This is a genomic window from Paralcaligenes ginsengisoli (genome assembly GCF_054781135.1).
This window is the reverse complement of the sequence record NZ_BAAGUZ010000013.1, coordinates 24,391-42,105: the sequence shown is the minus strand read 5'-3', so window position 1 is coordinate 42,105 and position 17,715 is coordinate 24,391. Positions and strand designations below refer to the sequence as shown.

13 protein-coding genes are annotated in these 17,715 nt (G+C 60.2%); 9 read left to right on the top strand and 4 right to left on the bottom strand.

The window, feature by feature from the left end; all coding sequences use genetic code 11:
- The first annotated feature begins 142 nt into the window (after positions 1 to 142).
- The gene (locus tag ACYVIS_RS08610) at positions 143 to 1,570 is read left to right on the top strand and encodes a catalase (protein WP_232741893.1); all 1,428 of its coding nucleotides are present in this window, start codon (positions 143 to 145) and stop codon (positions 1,568 to 1,570) included.
- A gap of 167 nt (positions 1,571 to 1,737) precedes the next feature.
- Here ACYVIS_RS08610 and ACYVIS_RS08605 read toward each other — a convergent pair whose 3' ends face one another.
- Complete coding sequence (locus ACYVIS_RS08605; RefSeq protein WP_232741894.1) at positions 1,738 to 2,034, bottom strand: YciI family protein; 297 nt, start codon at positions 2,032 to 2,034, stop codon at positions 1,738 to 1,740.
- Positions 2,035 to 2,159: 125 nt separating this feature from the next.
- Between ACYVIS_RS08605 and mnmE the strand changes: the two genes are divergently transcribed.
- The 7 genes from mnmE to ACYVIS_RS08570 all read left to right on the top strand — a co-directional run bounded on the left by mnmE (position 2,160) and on the right by ACYVIS_RS08570 (position 10,321).
- Positions 2,160 to 3,605: a tRNA uridine-5-carboxymethylaminomethyl(34) synthesis GTPase MnmE gene (gene mnmE / locus ACYVIS_RS08600; RefSeq protein WP_460873774.1), complete on the top strand. Its 1,446-nt coding sequence runs from the start codon at positions 2,160 to 2,162 to the stop codon at positions 3,603 to 3,605.
- A 329-nt stretch (positions 3,606 to 3,934) separates the two neighbouring features.
- The gene (locus tag ACYVIS_RS08595) at positions 3,935 to 5,512 is read left to right on the top strand and encodes an acyl-CoA synthetase (protein ID WP_460873773.1); all 1,578 of its coding nucleotides are present in this window, start codon (positions 3,935 to 3,937) and stop codon (positions 5,510 to 5,512) included.
- A gap of 16 nt (positions 5,513 to 5,528) precedes the next feature.
- Entirely contained in the window at positions 5,529 to 6,665 is a 1,137-nt protein-coding gene (locus ACYVIS_RS08590; protein WP_460873772.1) for an FAS1-like dehydratase domain-containing protein, read from the top strand.
- Positions 6,666 to 6,757: 92 nt separating this feature from the next.
- Entirely contained in the window at positions 6,758 to 7,969 is a 1,212-nt protein-coding gene (locus tag ACYVIS_RS08585; RefSeq protein ID WP_460873771.1) for a CaiB/BaiF CoA transferase family protein, read from the top strand.
- A gap of 113 nt (positions 7,970 to 8,082) precedes the next feature.
- Entirely contained in the window at positions 8,083 to 9,048 is a 966-nt protein-coding gene (locus ACYVIS_RS08580) for a Bug family tripartite tricarboxylate transporter substrate binding protein (RefSeq protein ID WP_460873770.1), read from the top strand.
- Positions 9,049 to 9,071: 23 nt separating this feature from the next.
- Complete coding sequence (locus ACYVIS_RS08575; RefSeq protein ID WP_460873769.1) at positions 9,072 to 9,887, top strand: IclR family transcriptional regulator; 816 nt, start codon at positions 9,072 to 9,074, stop codon at positions 9,885 to 9,887.
- A gap of 17 nt (positions 9,888 to 9,904) precedes the next feature.
- On the top strand, positions 9,905 to 10,321 hold the full coding sequence (locus tag ACYVIS_RS08570; protein ID WP_460873768.1) for a PaaI family thioesterase: 417 nt from the start codon (positions 9,905 to 9,907) through the stop codon (positions 10,319 to 10,321).
- Between the two features lie 25 nt (positions 10,322 to 10,346).
- Here the strand turns inward: ACYVIS_RS08570 and ACYVIS_RS08565 are convergent, their stop codons facing one another.
- Together ACYVIS_RS08565 and ACYVIS_RS08560 are read right to left on the bottom strand one after the other, a co-directional pair.
- Positions 10,347 to 11,327 carry a zinc-binding dehydrogenase gene (locus ACYVIS_RS08565; protein ID WP_460873767.1) on the bottom strand — a complete coding sequence of 327 codons (981 nt, stop codon included), beginning with the start codon at positions 11,325 to 11,327 and terminating at the stop codon, positions 10,347 to 10,349.
- Positions 11,328 to 11,383: 56 nt separating this feature from the next.
- Entirely contained in the window at positions 11,384 to 12,751 is a 1,368-nt protein-coding gene (locus ACYVIS_RS08560) for an MFS transporter (protein WP_460873766.1), read from the bottom strand.
- Positions 12,752 to 12,864: 113 nt separating this feature from the next.
- On the opposite strand from ACYVIS_RS08560, the gene ACYVIS_RS08555 reads away from it, so the two are divergent.
- Positions 12,865 to 13,725, top strand: coding sequence for a LysR family transcriptional regulator (locus ACYVIS_RS08555; RefSeq protein ID WP_232741898.1), 861 nt, complete (start codon positions 12,865 to 12,867; stop codon positions 13,723 to 13,725).
- Between the two features lie 19 nt (positions 13,726 to 13,744).
- On the opposite strand, the gene ACYVIS_RS08550 is transcribed toward ACYVIS_RS08555, so the two are convergent.
- Positions 13,745 to 17,326 (bottom strand): ABC transporter ATP-binding protein/permease, encoded by a 3,582-nt coding sequence (locus ACYVIS_RS08550; RefSeq protein WP_460873765.1) that lies wholly within the window; start codon positions 17,324 to 17,326, stop codon positions 13,745 to 13,747.
- Positions 17,327 to 17,715 lie beyond the last annotated feature (389 nt).

Below are 17,715 nucleotides of genomic sequence, written 5' to 3'. Positions count from 1 at the left end.
CGTTGACGATATGCTTACAAGCAAAGGTGCACGGGTAAGCTCGCTATCTTTACCGTGCAACCTTTACCGCGTAACCTGACCCGATCCGCGGACAGTCCGCGAATCCGATCCCATCAGATCTTGACCCCAAGGAGGTAGCTCCATGAAAAAGCTTACTACTGCCGCTGGCGCGCCGGTTGCCGACAACCAGAACATCCAGACTGCCGGGCCCCGGGGGCCGGCTTTATTGCAAGACGTGTGGCTAATCGAAAAGCTTGCCCATTTCGACCGGGAAGTCATTCCCGAACGACGCATGCACGCCAAGGGCGCGGGCGCGTTCGGCACATTCAAGGTCACCCACGACATCACCAAGTACACCAAGGCCAGGATTTTCTCGGCGGTCGGAAAAGAAACCCCCGTGCTCATGCGATTCTCCACTGTGGCGGGCGAGCGCGGCGCGGCGGATGCGGAGCGCGATATTCGCGGCGTCGCCATGAAGTTCTACACGGAAGAAGGCAACTGGGACCTGGTCGGCAACAACACGCCGGTTTTCTTCATGCGCGATCCGCTAAAGTTTCCCGACCTGAACCACGCGGTCAAGCGCGACCCCAGGACCGGCATGCGCAGCGCCCAGAACAACTGGGAATTCTGGACCGGCCTGCCCGAAGCCCTTCACCAAATCACCATCGTCATGAGCGATCGCGGAATCCCCACCGGATTCCGCAACATGCATCTGTTTGGAAGCCATACTTTCAGTTTTCTCAATGCCAGGAACGAGCGGACCTGGGTCAAGTTCACCTTCAAGACGCAGCAGGGCATCAAGAATCTTAGCGATGCGCAAGCGGGCGAGCTGGTGGGGCGCGACCGCGAAAGCTCGCAACGCGATCTGTACGAAAGCATCGAGAAAAAAGACTTTCCCCGCTGGACCCTATACGTACAGATCATGCCCGAAAAAGAGGCCGGCACCTATCACCTCAACCCCTTCGACCTGACCAAAGTCTGGCCGCATAAAGACTACCCGCTTATCGAGGTTGGCGTACTGGAACTGAATCGCAACCCCGAGAACTTCTTTGCCGAAATCGAGCAGGCGGCCTTCAATCCGGCCAACGTGGTGCCCGGCATCAGTTTCTCGCCCGACAAAATGCTGCAGGCCCGCCTGTTTTCGTACGGCGACGCACAACGTTATCGCCTTGGGGTGAATCATCATCAAATTCCGGTCAACGCGCCGAAATGCCCCTTCCACAGCTATCACCGCGATGGCGCCATGCGCGTCGACGGCAATTACGGCGGTATCACAGGAAACGAGCCAAACAACCAGGGCGAATGGCAAGAGCAGCCCGATTTCCGCGAACCACCGCTGTCGCTCGAAGGAGCGGCGGATCACTGGAATCACCGGGTCGATGAAGACTACTTCTCGCAGCCGGGCGCGCTCTTTCGCTTGATGAGCGCCAAACAGAAAAAAGCGCTTTTCGAAAATACGGCGCGAGCCATTGCCGGGGTGTCGAAGGACGTACAGCTGCGCCATATCGAGCATTGCACAAAGGCCGACCCGGCCTATGGAGCCGGTGTAAAGGCGGCGCTGGGGATTTAAAACAGCTGGTTGTAGATACCGTCTTGAAAGTCAATAGGCGGTAGTGTATGGGTGCCCCTTGTGGGCACCCGTTTTCCGAAGGCTCACGACGGGCGGCCACAAGGGCCGCCCCTACACTTCATATGGGCGTTGACATTGGCTGGGTTATTGCCAACGGCATCGTCGCATCACAGATAGCTCTTGCCATCCAGATACGCCTTGCGCCAGCGTGTAATCACGGTGCGCTCGGACAAATGGCCCTTTGAATACGGATCTTCGGCAATGAACTGTTCGGCTTGTTCTCGCGTATCGACATCGACGATGTAAACGCTTCCTGAAGCCGCGATACCGTCATCATCCAGCTTGGCGCCGCAGGCTACCAGCAACTCCTTGTGATCCTCCAGGAAATCCAGATGATTATCGCGCAAGGCCTGGCGCAAGGCCGACGCATGGGGTTTATCGAAGGTTTCTATAAGATACGGCATGACTGATCCTCAATAAGGTGTTTGAGAAAATAGCCTGGCCAGTCAATAGTAGTACGAGTATGACTTTTCCGAAACGGCCATACTAAAATGCCTATTCAGACTTGCCATTCCCGTTCCCGATCACCATGACAACCCATTCCACCGACCCTATCGTTGCCATTGCCACCGCCCCCGGACGCGGCGGCATCGGCGTCGTGCGCATTTCGGGACGCGACCTGGGCGCGCTGATCGGCCGGCTGTTCAGCTCGCCGCTGACGCCGCGTCATGCCCATTACCTGCCATTCAACGACGCAGCGGGCAACGCCATCGACGCGGGCATAGCGCTGTTCTTCAAAGGGCCCAACTCCTACACCGGCGAAGATGTCCTCGAACTGCAGGGGCATGGCGGCCCCGCCGTGCTGCGGCGCCTGCAGGAACGCTGCATCGAGCTGGGCCACGACCTTGGCCTGCGCCATGCCGAGCCGGGTGAATTTACCCAGCGCGCTTTTTTGAATGACAGGCTCGATCTGGCCCAGGCCGAGGCTGTGGCCGATCTGATCGATGCCTCGTCCGAAGCGGCCGCGCGCAGTGCCATGGCCTCGCTGAGCGGCGCCTTTTCCACCCATGTGAATGCACTGGGCGACCGCATCGTGCATTTGCGCATGCTGGTCGAGGCCACCCTGGATTTTCCCGAAGAAGAAATTGATTTTCTCGAAAAATACCAGGCACGCGAAATGCTGGCGGGCATCCAGGATGACCTTCATGCCCTCACCCGCCAGGCGCGGCAAGGCATGATATTGCGCGAAGGCCTGCACGTTGTATTGGCCGGGCAGCCCAATGTCGGCAAATCCAGCCTGCTCAATGCACTGGCCGGCGACGATATCGCTATCGTGACCCCCATCGCCGGTACCACCCGCGACAAAGTCATTCAGCAAATTCACATCCAGGGAGTCCCCATCCATATCGTGGACACCGCCGGACTGCGCGACACCGACGACACGGTTGAAAGCATAGGCATAGCCCGCAGCTGGGCGGAAATCGAGAAAGCCGATGTCATCATCCATCTGCAAGACGCGCGCACCCGCAGCGACGCGCTGGACGTTGCCATTACCAGCCGCCTGCCGGCACGCACCCCGGTTCTGGAAGTGCTGAACAAAACCGATCTGCTGGACCAGGTTCCCGGAGCCAATGAGCTTCCAAGCGCAAGGCCGGCGCAAATCGGCGGCCTGGACTCTGAAACATCCGGAGACCATGGCGCGCATCATGCCGTACCCAGGCATCCGGCCATCGCCATATCGGCCAAAACCGGCGCGGGGCTCGACGCGCTGCGACAGAAACTGCTTGATATCGCCGGCTGGAATCCCGGCGCCGAATCGCCCTGGCTGGCCCGCGAACGTCATTTGCACGCACTGCAGTTGGCCGACGAACATCTTGCCGCAGCCGCCGAATACGCCAGCCACAACGACCAGGTGCTGGACCTGTTCGCCGAAGAACTGCGACTGACGCACGATGCCCTGTGTTCGATTACCGGCCAGTTCACCAGCGACGATCTGCTGGGCGAGATTTTTTCCAGCTTTTGTATTGGGAAGTGAACCTGCGTCGAGAAACCGGCGGGCTTCTCGACTGCCACCTCGCTCAAGCACATCGAGCCGCATCGACTCCTGGCGCTGATCCGTCGCCGCGTCCCCGTTGATCACATAGCGACGCTCGGGAGTGCCCAACTTAGTGTTATCCGCCAACAGGATGCCGGCCTTGCCAATGCGGCACGTCTGCCGTGCCGTCGTTCGCGACCACGTGCTGCCCCCGGGTGGGAGCCCTTGCAGCATTCCAGTTAAATTGTCTATAGACAATCAAATAACGTATTTGACAATAATTAGCCAGGTCCATAAAGTGGAGGCATCTGAACAGCGATCGCCTCACCATGAAAAAACTGACCGACTACACCACATACGCCGACGTCCAGGAACACTGGAGCGCTGACAAACTGTGGGATTTGTTCGACGGCGACGACAAGCAGCTAAATATTGCGCACGAATGCATAGACCGCCACGCCCGCGGCGGCGACAAATTGGCAGTCACCGTAGTTCATGCCACGGGTGAAGACGAACTGCTGACTTTCCAATCGATTTCGCGGGGCTCATCCCGCTTTGCCAATTACCTGGCGTCCTGCGGCATCGCGGCCGGCGACAGGGTGGCCATCATGCTCGAACCTTCGAGGGCGTTCTATACGGCCTTGTTTGGCATTATCAAGATGGGCGCCATTGCTGTTCCGCTATTTACGCTATTCGGTCCGGATGCCCTGCGCCTGCGAATGGAAGACTGCCATCCACGCTTGCTGGTCACCAATGCAGACAAAGCCAAGTCATTCGGCGTCGCAAGCGGGGTGAAAATCCTGGTGATGGACGACAACTTTCTGACCAGCCTCCAAGGTCATTCTGATTCGTTCTCTCCCACAACATCAGCGAGCGATCTGGCGATTTTCCAATACACCTCGGGCACTACCCGCGAGTTGCCAGACGCCATCAAACATACCCATAAAGCCATCGTGACCTTGATGGTTGCGGCGCTGTACGGCACCGGACTCAGGCCGGGCGACAAGTTCTTCTGCCCATCTTCGCCGGCATGGGGCCACGGCTTATGGCACGGCACATTGGCTCCGCTGGCCTTGGGGCTGTCCATCGGCGCATTTTCGGGTCGTTTCAATGCAGATCGACTGCTCGAAGCACTGGCGAAACACCGCTTTACCAATATGTCCGCCGCAGCGACCCACTACCGCATGATGCGCAACAGCCCGGATATCGAGAAGCACAGCTACGCGTTGAACAAGTTGTCATTCACCGGCGAGCCCATAGACAGCTCGACAGAAACCTATGTCAAACGGGTATTCAAAACAGATATCTGCAGCATGTACGGCACCACTGAAATCGGCGTCATCCTCGTCTCTTATCCCGGAGCGGCAGATTTCCCGGTCAAGAAAGGTTCGCTCGGAAAGCCCATCCCCGGAGCGATGATTCAGGTCCAGAACGCCGAGGGGCAACCGTGCGCTCCGAATGAGGTCGGCGAAATGAAGGTATGGCGGCGAGGAGAATGGGTTGCCACCAAGGATCTGGGCAGGATCGATGAAGAGGGTTACTTCTTTCACGCGGGGCGGGCTGACGACGTCATCATTTCCGCAGGATGGACCATGAGTGCCGTTGAAATTGAAGACACCCTGCTCAAGCATCCCGACATCCGCGAAGCGGCTGTCATTGGCGTGCCCGACGCCTTGCGCGGCCAGGTCGTGAAAGCCTTCATCGTCAGTAATCGTCAGGGGGATCCCGCCTTTACGAAAGAAATCCAGGAATTCGTGCGCAACCAGCTCAGCCAGCACGAATACCCGAGGCATATTGCCTTTGTGCAAGATCTGCCAAAAACCCCCGCCGGTAAAACCCACCGCAAGAAACTTCGCGAGTCCGAAGCGGCAATGGCCGAGCAGACAAGTGAACCGTTCACACTATAAAACAGGAGCCAGCATCATGGACATGCCCGTACGTTCATTTCCCAAAATCACCGACCACGACCTGGAACAGCTAAGCCGTCGCATTGGCGCGAAGATTGGCGATACCGCCGAACCCTGGTGCCACGAAGCCACCCGCGACAACATCAGGCACTATGCACACGGCATCGGCGATGACAACCCACTGTGGTGCGACCCGGCTTATGCTGCCAAAACCCCGCATGGCGGAATCATCGCCCTGCCCAGCTTCCTTTTCACCACCAGCCGCATCATTTCAGGGTATGTGGGCGGCCTGCCGGGCGTGCATGCCATGTGGTCGGGTGCAGACTGGACGTGGCACAAGAATGTCAGGCGCAACGATGAAATATCCACCGAAGCCTATCTGAAAGACCTGATTCCCCATGACACACGTTTTGCGGGGCGCGCCATCCAGCAGATCTACCATGTCGACTTCTTCAACCAGGAAGGCGACAAGGTGGCGGAAGCCGATAGTTGGTGCTTCCGGACCGAGCGCGATCATGCGCGCGAACAGGGGACCAAATACAAGGAAGTGAAGTCGCGCACGCCTCGCCGCTATACCGAAGAGGAACTTCAGGAAGCCTACAAGCTCTACGCGCAGGAAGAGGTTCGCGGCAGCGTACCGCGATACTGGGAAGACGTGAAAGTGGGTGACGAATTGCCCACGCTCTTTAAAGGGCCGATGACGATCACAGGATTTATCGCATATGCGCAAGGCTGGGGCGGGCTGTACATACGTGCCAACAAACTCGCATGGCAACTGATCGACGCTCACCCCGGCGTGGGCATCAAGAACCGTTTCGGCATTCCCGACGTACCCGAACGTGTGCACTGGGAAGAGGACTTTGCGCTTGAGGTAGGTGCACCGGGGGCATACGATTATGGTCCGGAACGCAACTCGTGGCTGACGCATCACCTGACCAACTGGATGGGAGACGACGGCTTCCTGCGTCATTCGCACTGTAAAATCCGCCGCCACAATCCTGAAGGCGACATGCTATTCATTTCCGGCAAGGTCACGCGCAAGTTCGAACAAGAAGGCAAACACCTGATCGAGATCGAACAAGAAGGGCGCAATCAGGGCGGCGAGCTGTCGGTGGTCGGTACCGGCATCGTCGAGCTGCCCTCCAAAGGCTGAGGACTGCCGCGCCGTATCTGCTGCGTCGCGCCGACAGACGCAGCGGGCAAAAGCAATGCGTTGGCCGATTTCCTTTAATTGGAACCGATCTTATGACCATGGGCTCTAAATGCACGGCAGCATCCGTTTGGCTCGATGACCGCAGATCAACGGGCGCGCTCGCGGACCTGCGGGTAATCGACTTATCGCGAGTGCTTGCGGGCCCCTTGTGCACCCAGATGTTATCCGATCACGGCGCGGATGTTATCAAGATAGAGCCGCCTTTTGGTGATGAGTCCAGGCAGTTGGGACCCCCATTCAATGCCGACGGAGATGCCGCCTACTTCACGGCACTCAATCGCGGCAAGCGCGCCATCACGCTCGATCTATCGAGCCACGACGGCCGCGAAACATTGCTGATGCTGCTGGAACAGGCGGACGTACTGGTCGAGAATTTCACGCCCGGCACAATGAATAAGTGGCGGCTTGACTACGAGGCCGACCTGAAAGACCGGCTTCCCAAACTAATCTACTGCTCTATCAGCGGGTTCGGAGACACAGGCCCGCTTGGGGGGCTTCCAGGCTACGATGCAGTACTGCAAGCCATGTGCGGGTTGATGAGCATCAACGGCGGTCCTGATACAGGTCCCACGCGTATCGGTATCCCGCTGGTGGATCACCTTACCGCCTACACAGCGCTGTCAGGCATTCTGATGGCCTTGCATGCGCGGGAGCGCCATGGCACGGGCCAGAGAGTGGAAGCCGTGCTATTTGACTCGGCCATTAGCCTGCTTGTGCCCCAGGCCTCGAACTGGATGCATTCCGGTGTAACCCCGGTGCGCATGGGCAGTGCGCACCCCAATATCTCGCCTTACGACTGTTACGAAACCCGGGACGGGCTTATCTTTCTGGCCGTCGTCAATGACACTCAGTTTCGCAAGCTGTGCAAATGCCTCGACCGGGAGGACCTTGCCGAAAACCCCGAATACACCACGAACGCCGCGAGGCTGCAGAACCGGGACGCGTTGCGTGCCGAGATCGAAGCGGCTTTTCGAGCAGAAACACGAGAGGCGCTATGCACGAACCTGATGCGCCATGGCGTGCCGGCCGGCCCTGTGAACACGGTACCCGAAGCACTGGAACTGGCCCATACACGGCACCGCCAAATGGTGATTGACCATCCCCCATACCGAGGCCTGGGCATACCGGTGCAATTATCCGCGTCGCGCAGCCGGCCTGGCGGCAAACCGCCGGCGCTGGGCGAACACAACACACAAATTAACCAGGCGATCGAGCAAAGCCTGCACCAGGAGCACGACATGTAGCGAGGAAATCTCGCGGCTTGGCACAGAGTGCCAGCATACGGCGTTATCTGTATCGATGGAGCACCAAAGAAGTCATGTAAATATCAGCTGTACAAAACAATAGGAGACAAGCCATGCACAAACCAAAAATATTTGCGTCGATCCTGGGCATTGCCCTGGCGGCCGCTTCACTAGCCGCCTTTGCCGCTTACCCCGAAAAGCCCGTCAAGATCATCGTGCCTTATCAACCCGGCCAAGGCACCGACATTGCTGCACGTTACTTCGCCGATTACCTGAGCCAGACACTGAAACAACCATTCATTGTCGAAAACCGGGGCGGTGCCGGCGGCAACATCGGCTCCCATCTTGTGGCACACGCGGCACCCGATGGCTATACATTAATCATGGGAACCAATGCCACGCACAGCCTCAACCAGTTCCTGTACTCTTCGCCAGGCTACAACGCCATTAAAGACTTTGATGCCGTCATACTCGTCGGCACGTTTCCCATGGTACTTCTCACAACCCCTGGGTCGAAGCTCAAGACGGTGCAAGACATCCTCCAAAGCGCAGCGTCCTCCAAGCGCGACGCCGACATCGGTATGCCCAGCACTACCGCGCGTTTGGTCTATGAACTGCTGAAAGAAAAGACTGGAGCCCCTTTGTTCGGTGTGCCCTACAAGGGTTCTTCCACGGCAACATCCAATCTGATTGGCGGCCAAATAGCCATTTCGATCGACACGATCTCCGCCGCGAGATCAATGATCGAATCCAAGATGCTGGTGCCGATCGCCGTGACCAGTCTCAAGAAAACCGAGCTGCTTCCCAACGTGCCAACGGTGGCCAGCGAGGGTGTGAAAGGGTTCGAGGTCATCGCCTGGAATGCACTATACGCCCCCAAGGGAACTCCGAAGGAGGCCATCAACATTATTAACAAGACTCTCCAGACGTTTCTTCATCGACCGGAAACCAGAAAGCGCCTGCTGGAATTGGGATATGAGCCTGGCGGTGGATCTCCTGACTATCTGGCAAAATTTACAACATCGGAACAGGAAAAATGGGGTCCAATCATTCAGCGGGCGGGAATAAAATTCGACTGAACGCCGAGCGGGCTACATGGTTTATGATGCGTCCTATTATGGATGTCAAATCAAAAATCATCGAACCTGCGCGAGCGCCGCAACGCATTCGGCCCGTACCCGCGGTGTCGCGCGCCATCGCCATATTGCGCTTGTTGGGCAAGACTAAAGAGCCCATGAACGTCAAAAGCATCGCACAGGCACTGGATCTCGTTCCAAGTACATGCCTCCATATTCTGCGGGTGCTGGTCGCCGAGAAATTGCTGGCGTTCGACGGCGCTTCAAAGCGGTATCGCCTGGGAACCGGCATGCTGGTGCTGGCCCGAAGTGTGATGGAAACCAACTCGTTTGCCCAGGTCGTGCAACCCACGCTCGATCAGATTTCGGAGCAATGGGGAGTGACCGCCATTGGCGTCGAGGTGGTGGACATCAGGCAAATGGTCGTCACGGCGCTGTCGCGTTCGTCCCAGCCATTCAGGCTGCATGTCGACGTGGGCAGTCGTTTTCCGGGGCTGATCAGCGCAACTGGGCGCCTTGTGGCCGCTTTTGGCGCGGCGCCCCAGGAAGAGATCGAAAAGCAATTCGCCTCGCTGCGCTGGCAGAAGCCCATCACCATGGCCACATGGCGAAAGGAAGTCGGGTCGGCCAGGCGCGCGGGGTTCAGCATGGACAATGGCCGTTACATCGCAGGCATTACGCTGATCGCCGTCCCCATACTCGACGGCAACCAGCATATTTCACATACGCTCGTTGTCGCCACGATAATGAATCAGATATCCGAAGAAAAGATCAAGACACTGATCCATGATCTCAAAGAACACGCCAGCCGCATCTCGGCATTGCTGTATCCTCAAGACTGATATGCGGGGTCATACGCTTGGATATTGATCTTTCCGGCTGGCGCGAACACAAGCACGACGGGTTGATGGGGACGCTGGGCCCGCTGCTGAGCAGGCAAATCGCTGGCCGCTGGCAATATGGGCTCATGATGCGCGATGCCCACCTCAATGCGGCAAAGATGGTTCACGGCGGCGCAATCACCACCTTGATGGATCAGGCGCTAAGCGCCCTGGCGTGGCAGCATACCAGCCATACGCCCTGTTTAACCATGCAGTTGAACATCAATTTTATCGACGCCGCGAGACTGGGTGACTTTATGATTGCGAGCGGACGGGTGGTACGAGCAACCCGCTCCTTACTATTTCTGGACGGTGAAATATGTGTAGCCGATGGCACGATTGCAACGGCGCAAGGTATTTTCAAGCCCGTCAGAGGCCCTGCTTCGGGAGAGTAAAGCAGGAAGCCCAACTCATTACGGATCAGGCGCAAACCGACACGACTATCTTTCCCACATGCAGATTCGCTTCCATATAGGCCTTCGCCGCCTCCAGCTGATCGAATGGATAGATCTTGTCGATCATCGGTCGAATGCGGCCGTCGGCGAACATCGGCAGGATATCGGCGACAAAACCCTCGACAAGAGGCAGACGCTGCGCGGGCCCGCGCAGCCTGCTGGAAACGCCGAAGACCGTCAGGCGCTTCGAATGCAGGGCGGCGATATCGATTTCGCTTTTCAATACTCCGTCGACATGCCCAACTATGCCCAGGCGCCCTTCGAAAGCCAGCGTGCGGATACATTCCTCGAACATGGTGCCTCCTACGGCGTTCACGACAAGATCGGCTCCCTTGCCTTGGGTGGCTTCCATCACGGCATCGTGGAAATCGGCATGCCGGGTGCATAGGCCAAGATCCAGTCCAAGGTCCTTCAGCCGGCCAATTTTGTTGGCCGACCCTGACGTGCCGATTACTCTAGCCCCCAACGCCTTGGCGGTTTGCAGCGCCGCTACGCCCACGCCCGACGACACGCCGGTTACCAGCAGCCACTGGCCGGCGGCCAATCGTCCCTGCACGACGAGCATGTCATAGACCACCATGAATGCCAGCGGGATAGCCGCAGCCTCCTCCCAGGACAAATTGTCGGGCACCTTCATGGTGTCGGCCGTTTCCATCAGGGAGTATTCAGAAAAGGCGCCGCGGCAGCGGCCCATGACACGATCACCCACCTTTAGGCACTCCACTGCCGGGCCAAGCTTCACGACATCGCCGGCGCCTTCATGGCCGGCCGCCTTGACCGTGTCGGACTTGTCGTGCTGGCCATGGCCAGCCATCAATTCGCCGCGGTTCAGACCTGCCGCGCGCACGCGAATCAGCACCTGGTTCGGCCCTGGTTCCGGTATGGCTAATTCACGCAATTCCAGCGATGTGCGCGTGTCTATCGTTCTGATTCCATACGACTGCATTGTGTTTCCTTTTGTCTGGGGAGCACTGCGATTCAAACTGCCTGCACGGCGGCTACCTAGACCGCCTGCGGCTCCAGCTGCGGCGCCTCGAGATGCCGGAACACCAGGGCCGAGGCCAGCGTGACGAGGCCCACGCTAATGAATGTGATCCGGAATGCCGCCTCCAGGCCCAGGCCGGAGAATATCGAAACCAGGCCGCCGCCCATCGATACGCCCAGGCCCATGGCCAGCATCTGCACCATCGAGAACAAACTGTTGCCTGCACCCGCATCCTTGCTGGACAGGCCCTTGAGCGTAACTCCGTTCATGGCGGCATATTGCATGGAATTACAGGCGCCGAAAAGCACCAGGATGGCAATTTCCAGCGCCAGAGGAGTCCTTGCCGAGAAGGTCGCGAAACCGGCTATCGAGGCTCCGACGAGCACCGTATTCCAGATCAGGAACGCATCGTAGCCATAGCGCTTGATCAGCGGCGCAATCCAGCTTTTCGCGATGGTTCCCGCAATCGCCGCCGGCAGCAGCATCAGGCCGGAATGCAGGGGGCTGTAGCCCAAATGCAACTGCAGCAGCAAGGGCAGCAGGAAGGGTACCGCGCTGGAGCCAACCCGGCACACCAGGTTGCCCATCAGCCCAACACTGAAATTGGGCTCGCGGAACAGCATCAGCCGGAAGAGCGGATTTTTCCGGTGCCGCGCATGGGGAATATACGCCAGCGCGGCGGCCGCGCTGAGCGCGAGCAAGGCTCCCGAAATGAGCAATTTGTGATCGTGCACGGGGCTTTCGACCGCGAGCGAAAACGCCACCATGCACAGGGACAGCAAGCCACAGCCGATAAAATCGAACGAGGGAGCGCCGGACACGGCGTCGCTGGGCAGGAAGCGGCGCACGGCCATCATGCCGGCCAGGCCGATAGGCACATTGATAAGAAAGATCAGATGCCAGGAGAAGTCCTGGACAAACCAGCCGCCCATAGTGGGACCCAGAATAGGCCCCACCTGCCCGGCCACGGAAATCATCGCGAGGGCCGCGACATAAGCCTCGCCCCTGATGGCGCGCAGCACGACAAGCCGGCCGATCGGCACCAGCATCGCTCCACCGGCGCCCTGGACGACCCGTGCCGCCACCAGTTGCGCCAGGGAATGCGCCCCCGCGCAACATAGCGAACCTATGACGAACAACAGGATGGACACGAAATACACACGCCGCGAGCCGTAGCGGTCGGCGAGCCAACCGGAGGCCGGCGTCAAGAGAGCCATTGTCAGCGTGTAGGCAATGATGATGGATTGCGTCGCCAGCGGCTGGACTCCCAGGCTGTGGGCGATCGAGGGCAAAGCGGTATTGACGATGGTTGTGTCCAGCGTCTGCATGAAGAAGCCGCCGGCGGCTATCCACAGAAGCGCCCTGTGAGGAGAAGTTTGGGACATTGCAGGAAAATGCTGCGAGGGTGCTTGGGAAATCAATTTTAAACAAGGCTATGCTTATCGGGAAGCCCGTTTATTGCATTGACTATCATTGGTATTTCCGATAACAATATCCCATGCTCAACCCCATCTGGCTCCGCACCTTCGCGACCGTGGCCACCTCGCAGAGTTTCACCGACGCCGGCCGCCAGCTCGGCATCACGCAATCGAGTGTCAGTGAACATGTACGCCGGCTCGAAGACAGCATAAGCCGGCGGCTGCTGATCCGCGATACCCATTCGCTCGCGCTCACGCCCGACGGCGAAGCGATGCTCATCCATGCACGCATGATTCTGAAAGCCATGGCCCATGCCGAATCGCAGTTCCGCTCGCCCAGGCTGCGGGGCCGGGTGCGGCTGGGCTCATCGGACGACATCGCGCTAGGGCCGCTGCCCAGCCTGCTGGCCGCCTTCCGCAACGCGCATCCCGACGTGGAGCTGCAAATCACCATCGGCATGGCGGGACAGCTTTACGGGCTGCTCAACGCCGGTACCATCGACCTGCTGATCGGCAAGCGGCGCGCGGGCATGCCGCGTGGGATCGCATTGTTCAACAGCCAGCTCGAATGGTTGGCCAAGCCGGACACCGAGGTGGACATGGAGCAAGCGCTGCCGCTGGTGCTGGCAGCCGAGCCCAGCGTGACGCGCGCCATTGTGCTCGACGTACTGGCCAAAGCCGGAGCAAGATGGCAAATCGTCTGCACGAGCAGTTCTCATGCCGGCTGCATCGCGGCAGCGCGCGCCGGACTCGGCCTTACCGTGCGTCCGCATTTCCTGACGGGACGGGGCCTGGCGCCGCCACTGAACAGCTCGGCGTTGCCGGCCCTACCGGAAGTCGAATTCATCGCCCTGGGCGCCAAGCACTTGAGCCTGCCCGCCGAAACCCTGCTGCGCCTGCTTCGGGACAGCGAATTGCGCGGCGAGTGGAGCGACGGATAATCGCGCGTCCTTCCGTCCGTTACGCCACTCGCCGCGCAGCCGCCAACTGCCGCCCCACCAGATGAGCGTATGCGCCATTCCGCGCCAGCAACTGCGCATGCGTGCCGCATTCCACGATGCGGCCGCGGTCGACGACGGCAATGGCATCAGCCTGGCGGATGGTGGACAGGCGATGTGCGATGATCAGCGTGGTGCGATGGCGCATGAGGCGGGTCAGCGCTTCGTGCACCTGAGTTTCGCTGATGGCGTCCAGATGCGAGGTGGCTTCGTCGAGGATGAGTATGGGTGCATCGCGCAAGAACGCCCGGGCGATGGCAATACGCTGGCGCTGCCCTCCAGACAAGGCCACGCCGCGTTCGCCGACCCGGGTTGCCAAACCCTCGGGCAGCGCCGCGACAAAGTCGGCCAATACCGCGCGCTCCACTGCCAGCGCCACATCGGTGCCGCTGGCATCTGGACGGGCCAGGCGGATATTGTCTTCCAGGGTGCCGTTCAGCAGCCACGTGTCTTGCGCCACCAGGGCGATGCGGGCGTAGAGCGCTTCCAGCGTCAATTCGCGCAAGTCCACCCCATCGATGCGCAGCGCGCCGCTGGCCGGATCCCAAAAGCGCAGCAGCAGGCTGGCCAAGGTGCTTTTTCCGGCGCCCGACGGGCCAACCACGGCCAGCGTGGCACCCGCCGCAAGGTCGAGGCTTACCTTGTCCAAGGCAGGATCATGGCGGCCGGGATAGGTAAAGGAGACGCGTTCGAACGACAGGGGCAGGCCGCCGACCTGCACGGGCGGCGCTTTGGCACCACCTACAATGGCAAGAGGCTCGTCGTGCACAGCACGCAGCCGGCGCGTGGAAGCCAGCGTGTCGGCCAATTGGCGGCTGACCTGGGCGATTTCCGACACGGGCAGAAAGGCCGCGCTGGACAGCAGAATCAATAGCGGCAATACGCCGGCGGCCAGTTGGCCTTGCGTCACCCACCACGCGCCGACCGCGGCCACGGACAATCCACCCAAGCCTGTTGCGATCTCCAACAGCGCGCCCTGGCGCGATAGGTCCGCAAGCAGCGCCAATCGCACCTTCTGGTAATCGCCGACCATGAGCAAAAACCTCTCCCGGCGCCGGTCCGTAGCCGAAAAGGCCAGCAGATCGGGCAGGCCCTGAATGGTTTCCGCCAGGTTGGCGCTCAATAACCCCAGAGCCTGCCTCGCCTGGCTCCCCATGGCATCGATACGCGCCCGGCTAAGGATGGGCGATGCCGCGGCCCATGCCAGAAAAGGCAATAGCGCCAGCAGCAGGGGCCACCCGACAACCCCCAGAATGAGCAGCACCACCGTGGGCACCAGCACCGCCACAAACGCCGGTGCAACCGTATGGGCAAAAAAATACTCGACCGTTTCCACATCCTGCGTGGCCAAGCCAACCAAATCGCCGGAGCGACGCCGCAACAGATATGACGGCGCCAGCGCCTCCAGCTTGTCATAAAGAGCAATGCGCAATTCCGCCAACAGGCGGTAGGCAATGGCATGCGCCAGCCACGACTCGATCCAGTGCAGCAGGGCGGCCGCAACAGCCGCGGCAAACAGTGCCGCCAGCAGCGCGCCGTAGGGCATGCCGTTCTTGAGCTGGACAATAATCGCCGCGCTCAGGACCGACACGCCAATGAAAGCCGCCACGCGACCAATGCCGCAGACCACCGTAATGGCAAAGTCCCGACGCCACGGGCGGATAATATCCAGCAGCGTGCCCAGCACTTTGCGCATGCCGATCTGCCGGGCCTGCGCATCCAACGGCGTTGCGACAAGGCGCTCGCCGTCGACGGCGGCGGGTCCGGGCTCGGCCGCAGAGGAGCGCTCTCGCGGCCCGTTCGACTCCAGCATGCCGCCGTCCTGCGCACCCATCAGACGCCGGTACAGGGTGTCGCCGGCCATCAGCAAGGCATGCGTACCGGTTTCGACGATACGGCCGCCGTCCAGCACCAGAATGCGATCGGCATTGATAACACTGGACAACCTGTGCGCCAGGACCAGCGTGGTGCGGCCACGACTGAGGCGCTCCAATGCCTCCTGAATCTCGGCCTCGTTCTCGGCATCCACCGAAGATAAGGCCTCGTCAAGAATCAACACAGGCGTATCGCGCAACAAAGCACGGGCAATCGTCAGGCGCTGGCGCTGGCCGCCCGACAACTGGGTCCCGCGCTCGCCCAGCACAGTGTCATAGCCTTGCGGCAGGGCCTGGATGAAATCGTGGGCGTTGGCGGCGCGGGCCGCCGCCTCCATTTGCGCGCGCGTGGCGCCGGGCCTTGCCAGAAGCAGGTTTTCCTCCACCGTCCCATGGAACAGCATACTGTCTTGCGCCACCACCGAAATCTGCGCCCGTACTGCATTAGGGTCCAGCGTGCGCAGGTCGGCGCCATTCAATTCGACCACACCGCCTTGCGGATCGTGCAGGCGCAGCAGCAAGCGCACAAGCGATGACTTGCCGGCGCCGCTGGGGCCGACAATGCCGACTCGCTCGCCGGGCGCCACCGAAAAGCTCAGGCCAGCATGCGTGGCCAGGCGGCCGCCCGGGTACGAGAACTTCACATCCTTGAAGTCGATCGACAATCCGCCGTCGACATGCCGCGGGCCGGGCGCCGCCGCGGCACACTGAGGCGCCGAGCTGGTAGCTTCCAATAGCTCATGCACGCTGGCTGCCGCCGACTGTCCAACCATGCCGCTATGTATCACGGACCTCAAGTCGCGCAGCGGACGGAAAATTTCCGTGCCGGCCATCAGCACGACCAATAGCGCGGCCAGCGTCATCTCGCCCTGCGACACACGCCACGCTCCAGTCGCCAATGCGGCGGCGGCGCCCAGCGTAATGCCCAGGTCAGTCACGAAACGCGTGGACACCTCGCGGCCCAGCACTTTGAATGTATTGTCGGACAGGGCCCGAGCTCGCGTGGCCAGGCGCTCGCCCCAGGCGCGGCTTTGCCCGAACGATTTCAGCGTGGGCAGACCCTGCATGGCATCCAGGAACTCTTCGCCAAACACTTTGAAGGCTTGTTGGCGGCCTTGCGCGGCGTCACGGTTGCCGCGATGCGACAACAGAGGCAGGACGAGCGTAATCAAGGCCGCTACCAGCAGCACCGTCGCCACAGGCCAGTCCCACCACGCGATAAAGGCAAAAATCATGAGCGGCGCGCAGGCGGCCACAAACAACTGCGGCAGGTAGCGCCCAAAAAATACCTGCAGTTGCTCCACACCGTCCACGACAGCCAGCATCACTCCGCCCGTACGTTGGCCGCCAAACCAGGCCGGCCCCAGTTCCACGATCTTGTCGTGGAGCTGGGCGCGCAAGGTTTCCTGAATACGGGCAGCATTGCGGTTGGCCAAGGTATTCAGCGCGTGTTCGAATGCGCCGCGCAACAGGATGGCGGCGACCGCGCCGGCCAGCGGCGGCCAGAGGCCCTGGATGCCGGCACCGGCAAACAGCCGTGCCAGGAACTGCCCCAGCAGTGCAAACCGGGCAATCCCGGCGGCAAGTCCCAGCACTCCCAGCAACGCGCAAAACATAATGCGCAGCCGTATGCCCTGTGTCATGGCCCAGAGTTTGGCGTCGAAATACATGATGTGGTCCGATTGAAGCGCGCCAGGCGAGCGACCGCGCGGGCCTTATCTCTACACCCAGCTAAACGCACCTAGAATAGCCGAGTTAGAGCATTTTTTGTTCGAGTGTTTATGGCATTCGATGTTTTGGTCGCTTTGGTATTTACGGTTTGGTATATAAAGACGCCGTCTATCGGGGCTTGGGGTCAGGCCCGGCACGGCGTGCTGGATCCGGATCTACCTCGTCCAGGCGGGCGTCGGGCCAAACTCGCTACGCCGCTGGCGCGGCTGCGCTCAAACATGGCCCGCCGAAGGCCCCCGCCTTCCCTACGGTAGCATCCGGCGCACGCCTTACGCCGGTCCTGACCCCAAGCCCCGATAGACGGCTCACGTAATGGCATGCCTGGAAT

What these genes read in the sequence shown, in the direction of transcription:
- ACYVIS_RS08590 (WP_460873772.1), top strand. Translation starts at nt 5,529, where the DNA reads ATGGACATGCCCGTACGTTCATTTCCCAAAATCACCGACCACGACCTG.
- ACYVIS_RS08605 (WP_232741894.1), bottom strand. Translation starts at nt 2,034, where the DNA reads ATGCCGTATCTTATAGAAACCTTCGATAAACCCCATGCGTCGGCCTTG.
- ACYVIS_RS08595 (WP_460873773.1), top strand. Translation starts at nt 3,935, where the DNA reads ATGAAAAAACTGACCGACTACACCACATACGCCGACGTCCAGGAACAC.
- ACYVIS_RS08580 (WP_460873770.1), top strand. Translation starts at nt 8,083, where the DNA reads ATGCACAAACCAAAAATATTTGCGTCGATCCTGGGCATTGCCCTGGCG.
- ACYVIS_RS08575 (WP_460873769.1), top strand. Translation starts at nt 9,072, where the DNA reads ATGATGCGTCCTATTATGGATGTCAAATCAAAAATCATCGAACCTGCG.
- ACYVIS_RS08585 (WP_460873771.1), top strand. Translation starts at nt 6,758, where the DNA reads ATGACCATGGGCTCTAAATGCACGGCAGCATCCGTTTGGCTCGATGAC.
- ACYVIS_RS08610 (WP_232741893.1), top strand. Translation starts at nt 143, where the DNA reads ATGAAAAAGCTTACTACTGCCGCTGGCGCGCCGGTTGCCGACAACCAG.
- ACYVIS_RS08560 (WP_460873766.1), bottom strand. Translation starts at nt 12,751, where the DNA reads ATGTCCCAAACTTCTCCTCACAGGGCGCTTCTGTGGATAGCCGCCGGC.
- ACYVIS_RS08565 (WP_460873767.1), bottom strand. Translation starts at nt 11,327, where the DNA reads ATGCAGTCGTATGGAATCAGAACGATAGACACGCGCACATCGCTGGAA.
- ACYVIS_RS08555 (WP_232741898.1), top strand. Translation starts at nt 12,865, where the DNA reads ATGCTCAACCCCATCTGGCTCCGCACCTTCGCGACCGTGGCCACCTCG.
- mnmE (WP_460873774.1), top strand. Translation starts at nt 2,160, where the DNA reads ATGACAACCCATTCCACCGACCCTATCGTTGCCATTGCCACCGCCCCC.
- ACYVIS_RS08550 (WP_460873765.1), bottom strand. Translation starts at nt 17,326, where the DNA reads ATGTATTTCGACGCCAAACTCTGGGCCATGACACAGGGCATACGGCTG.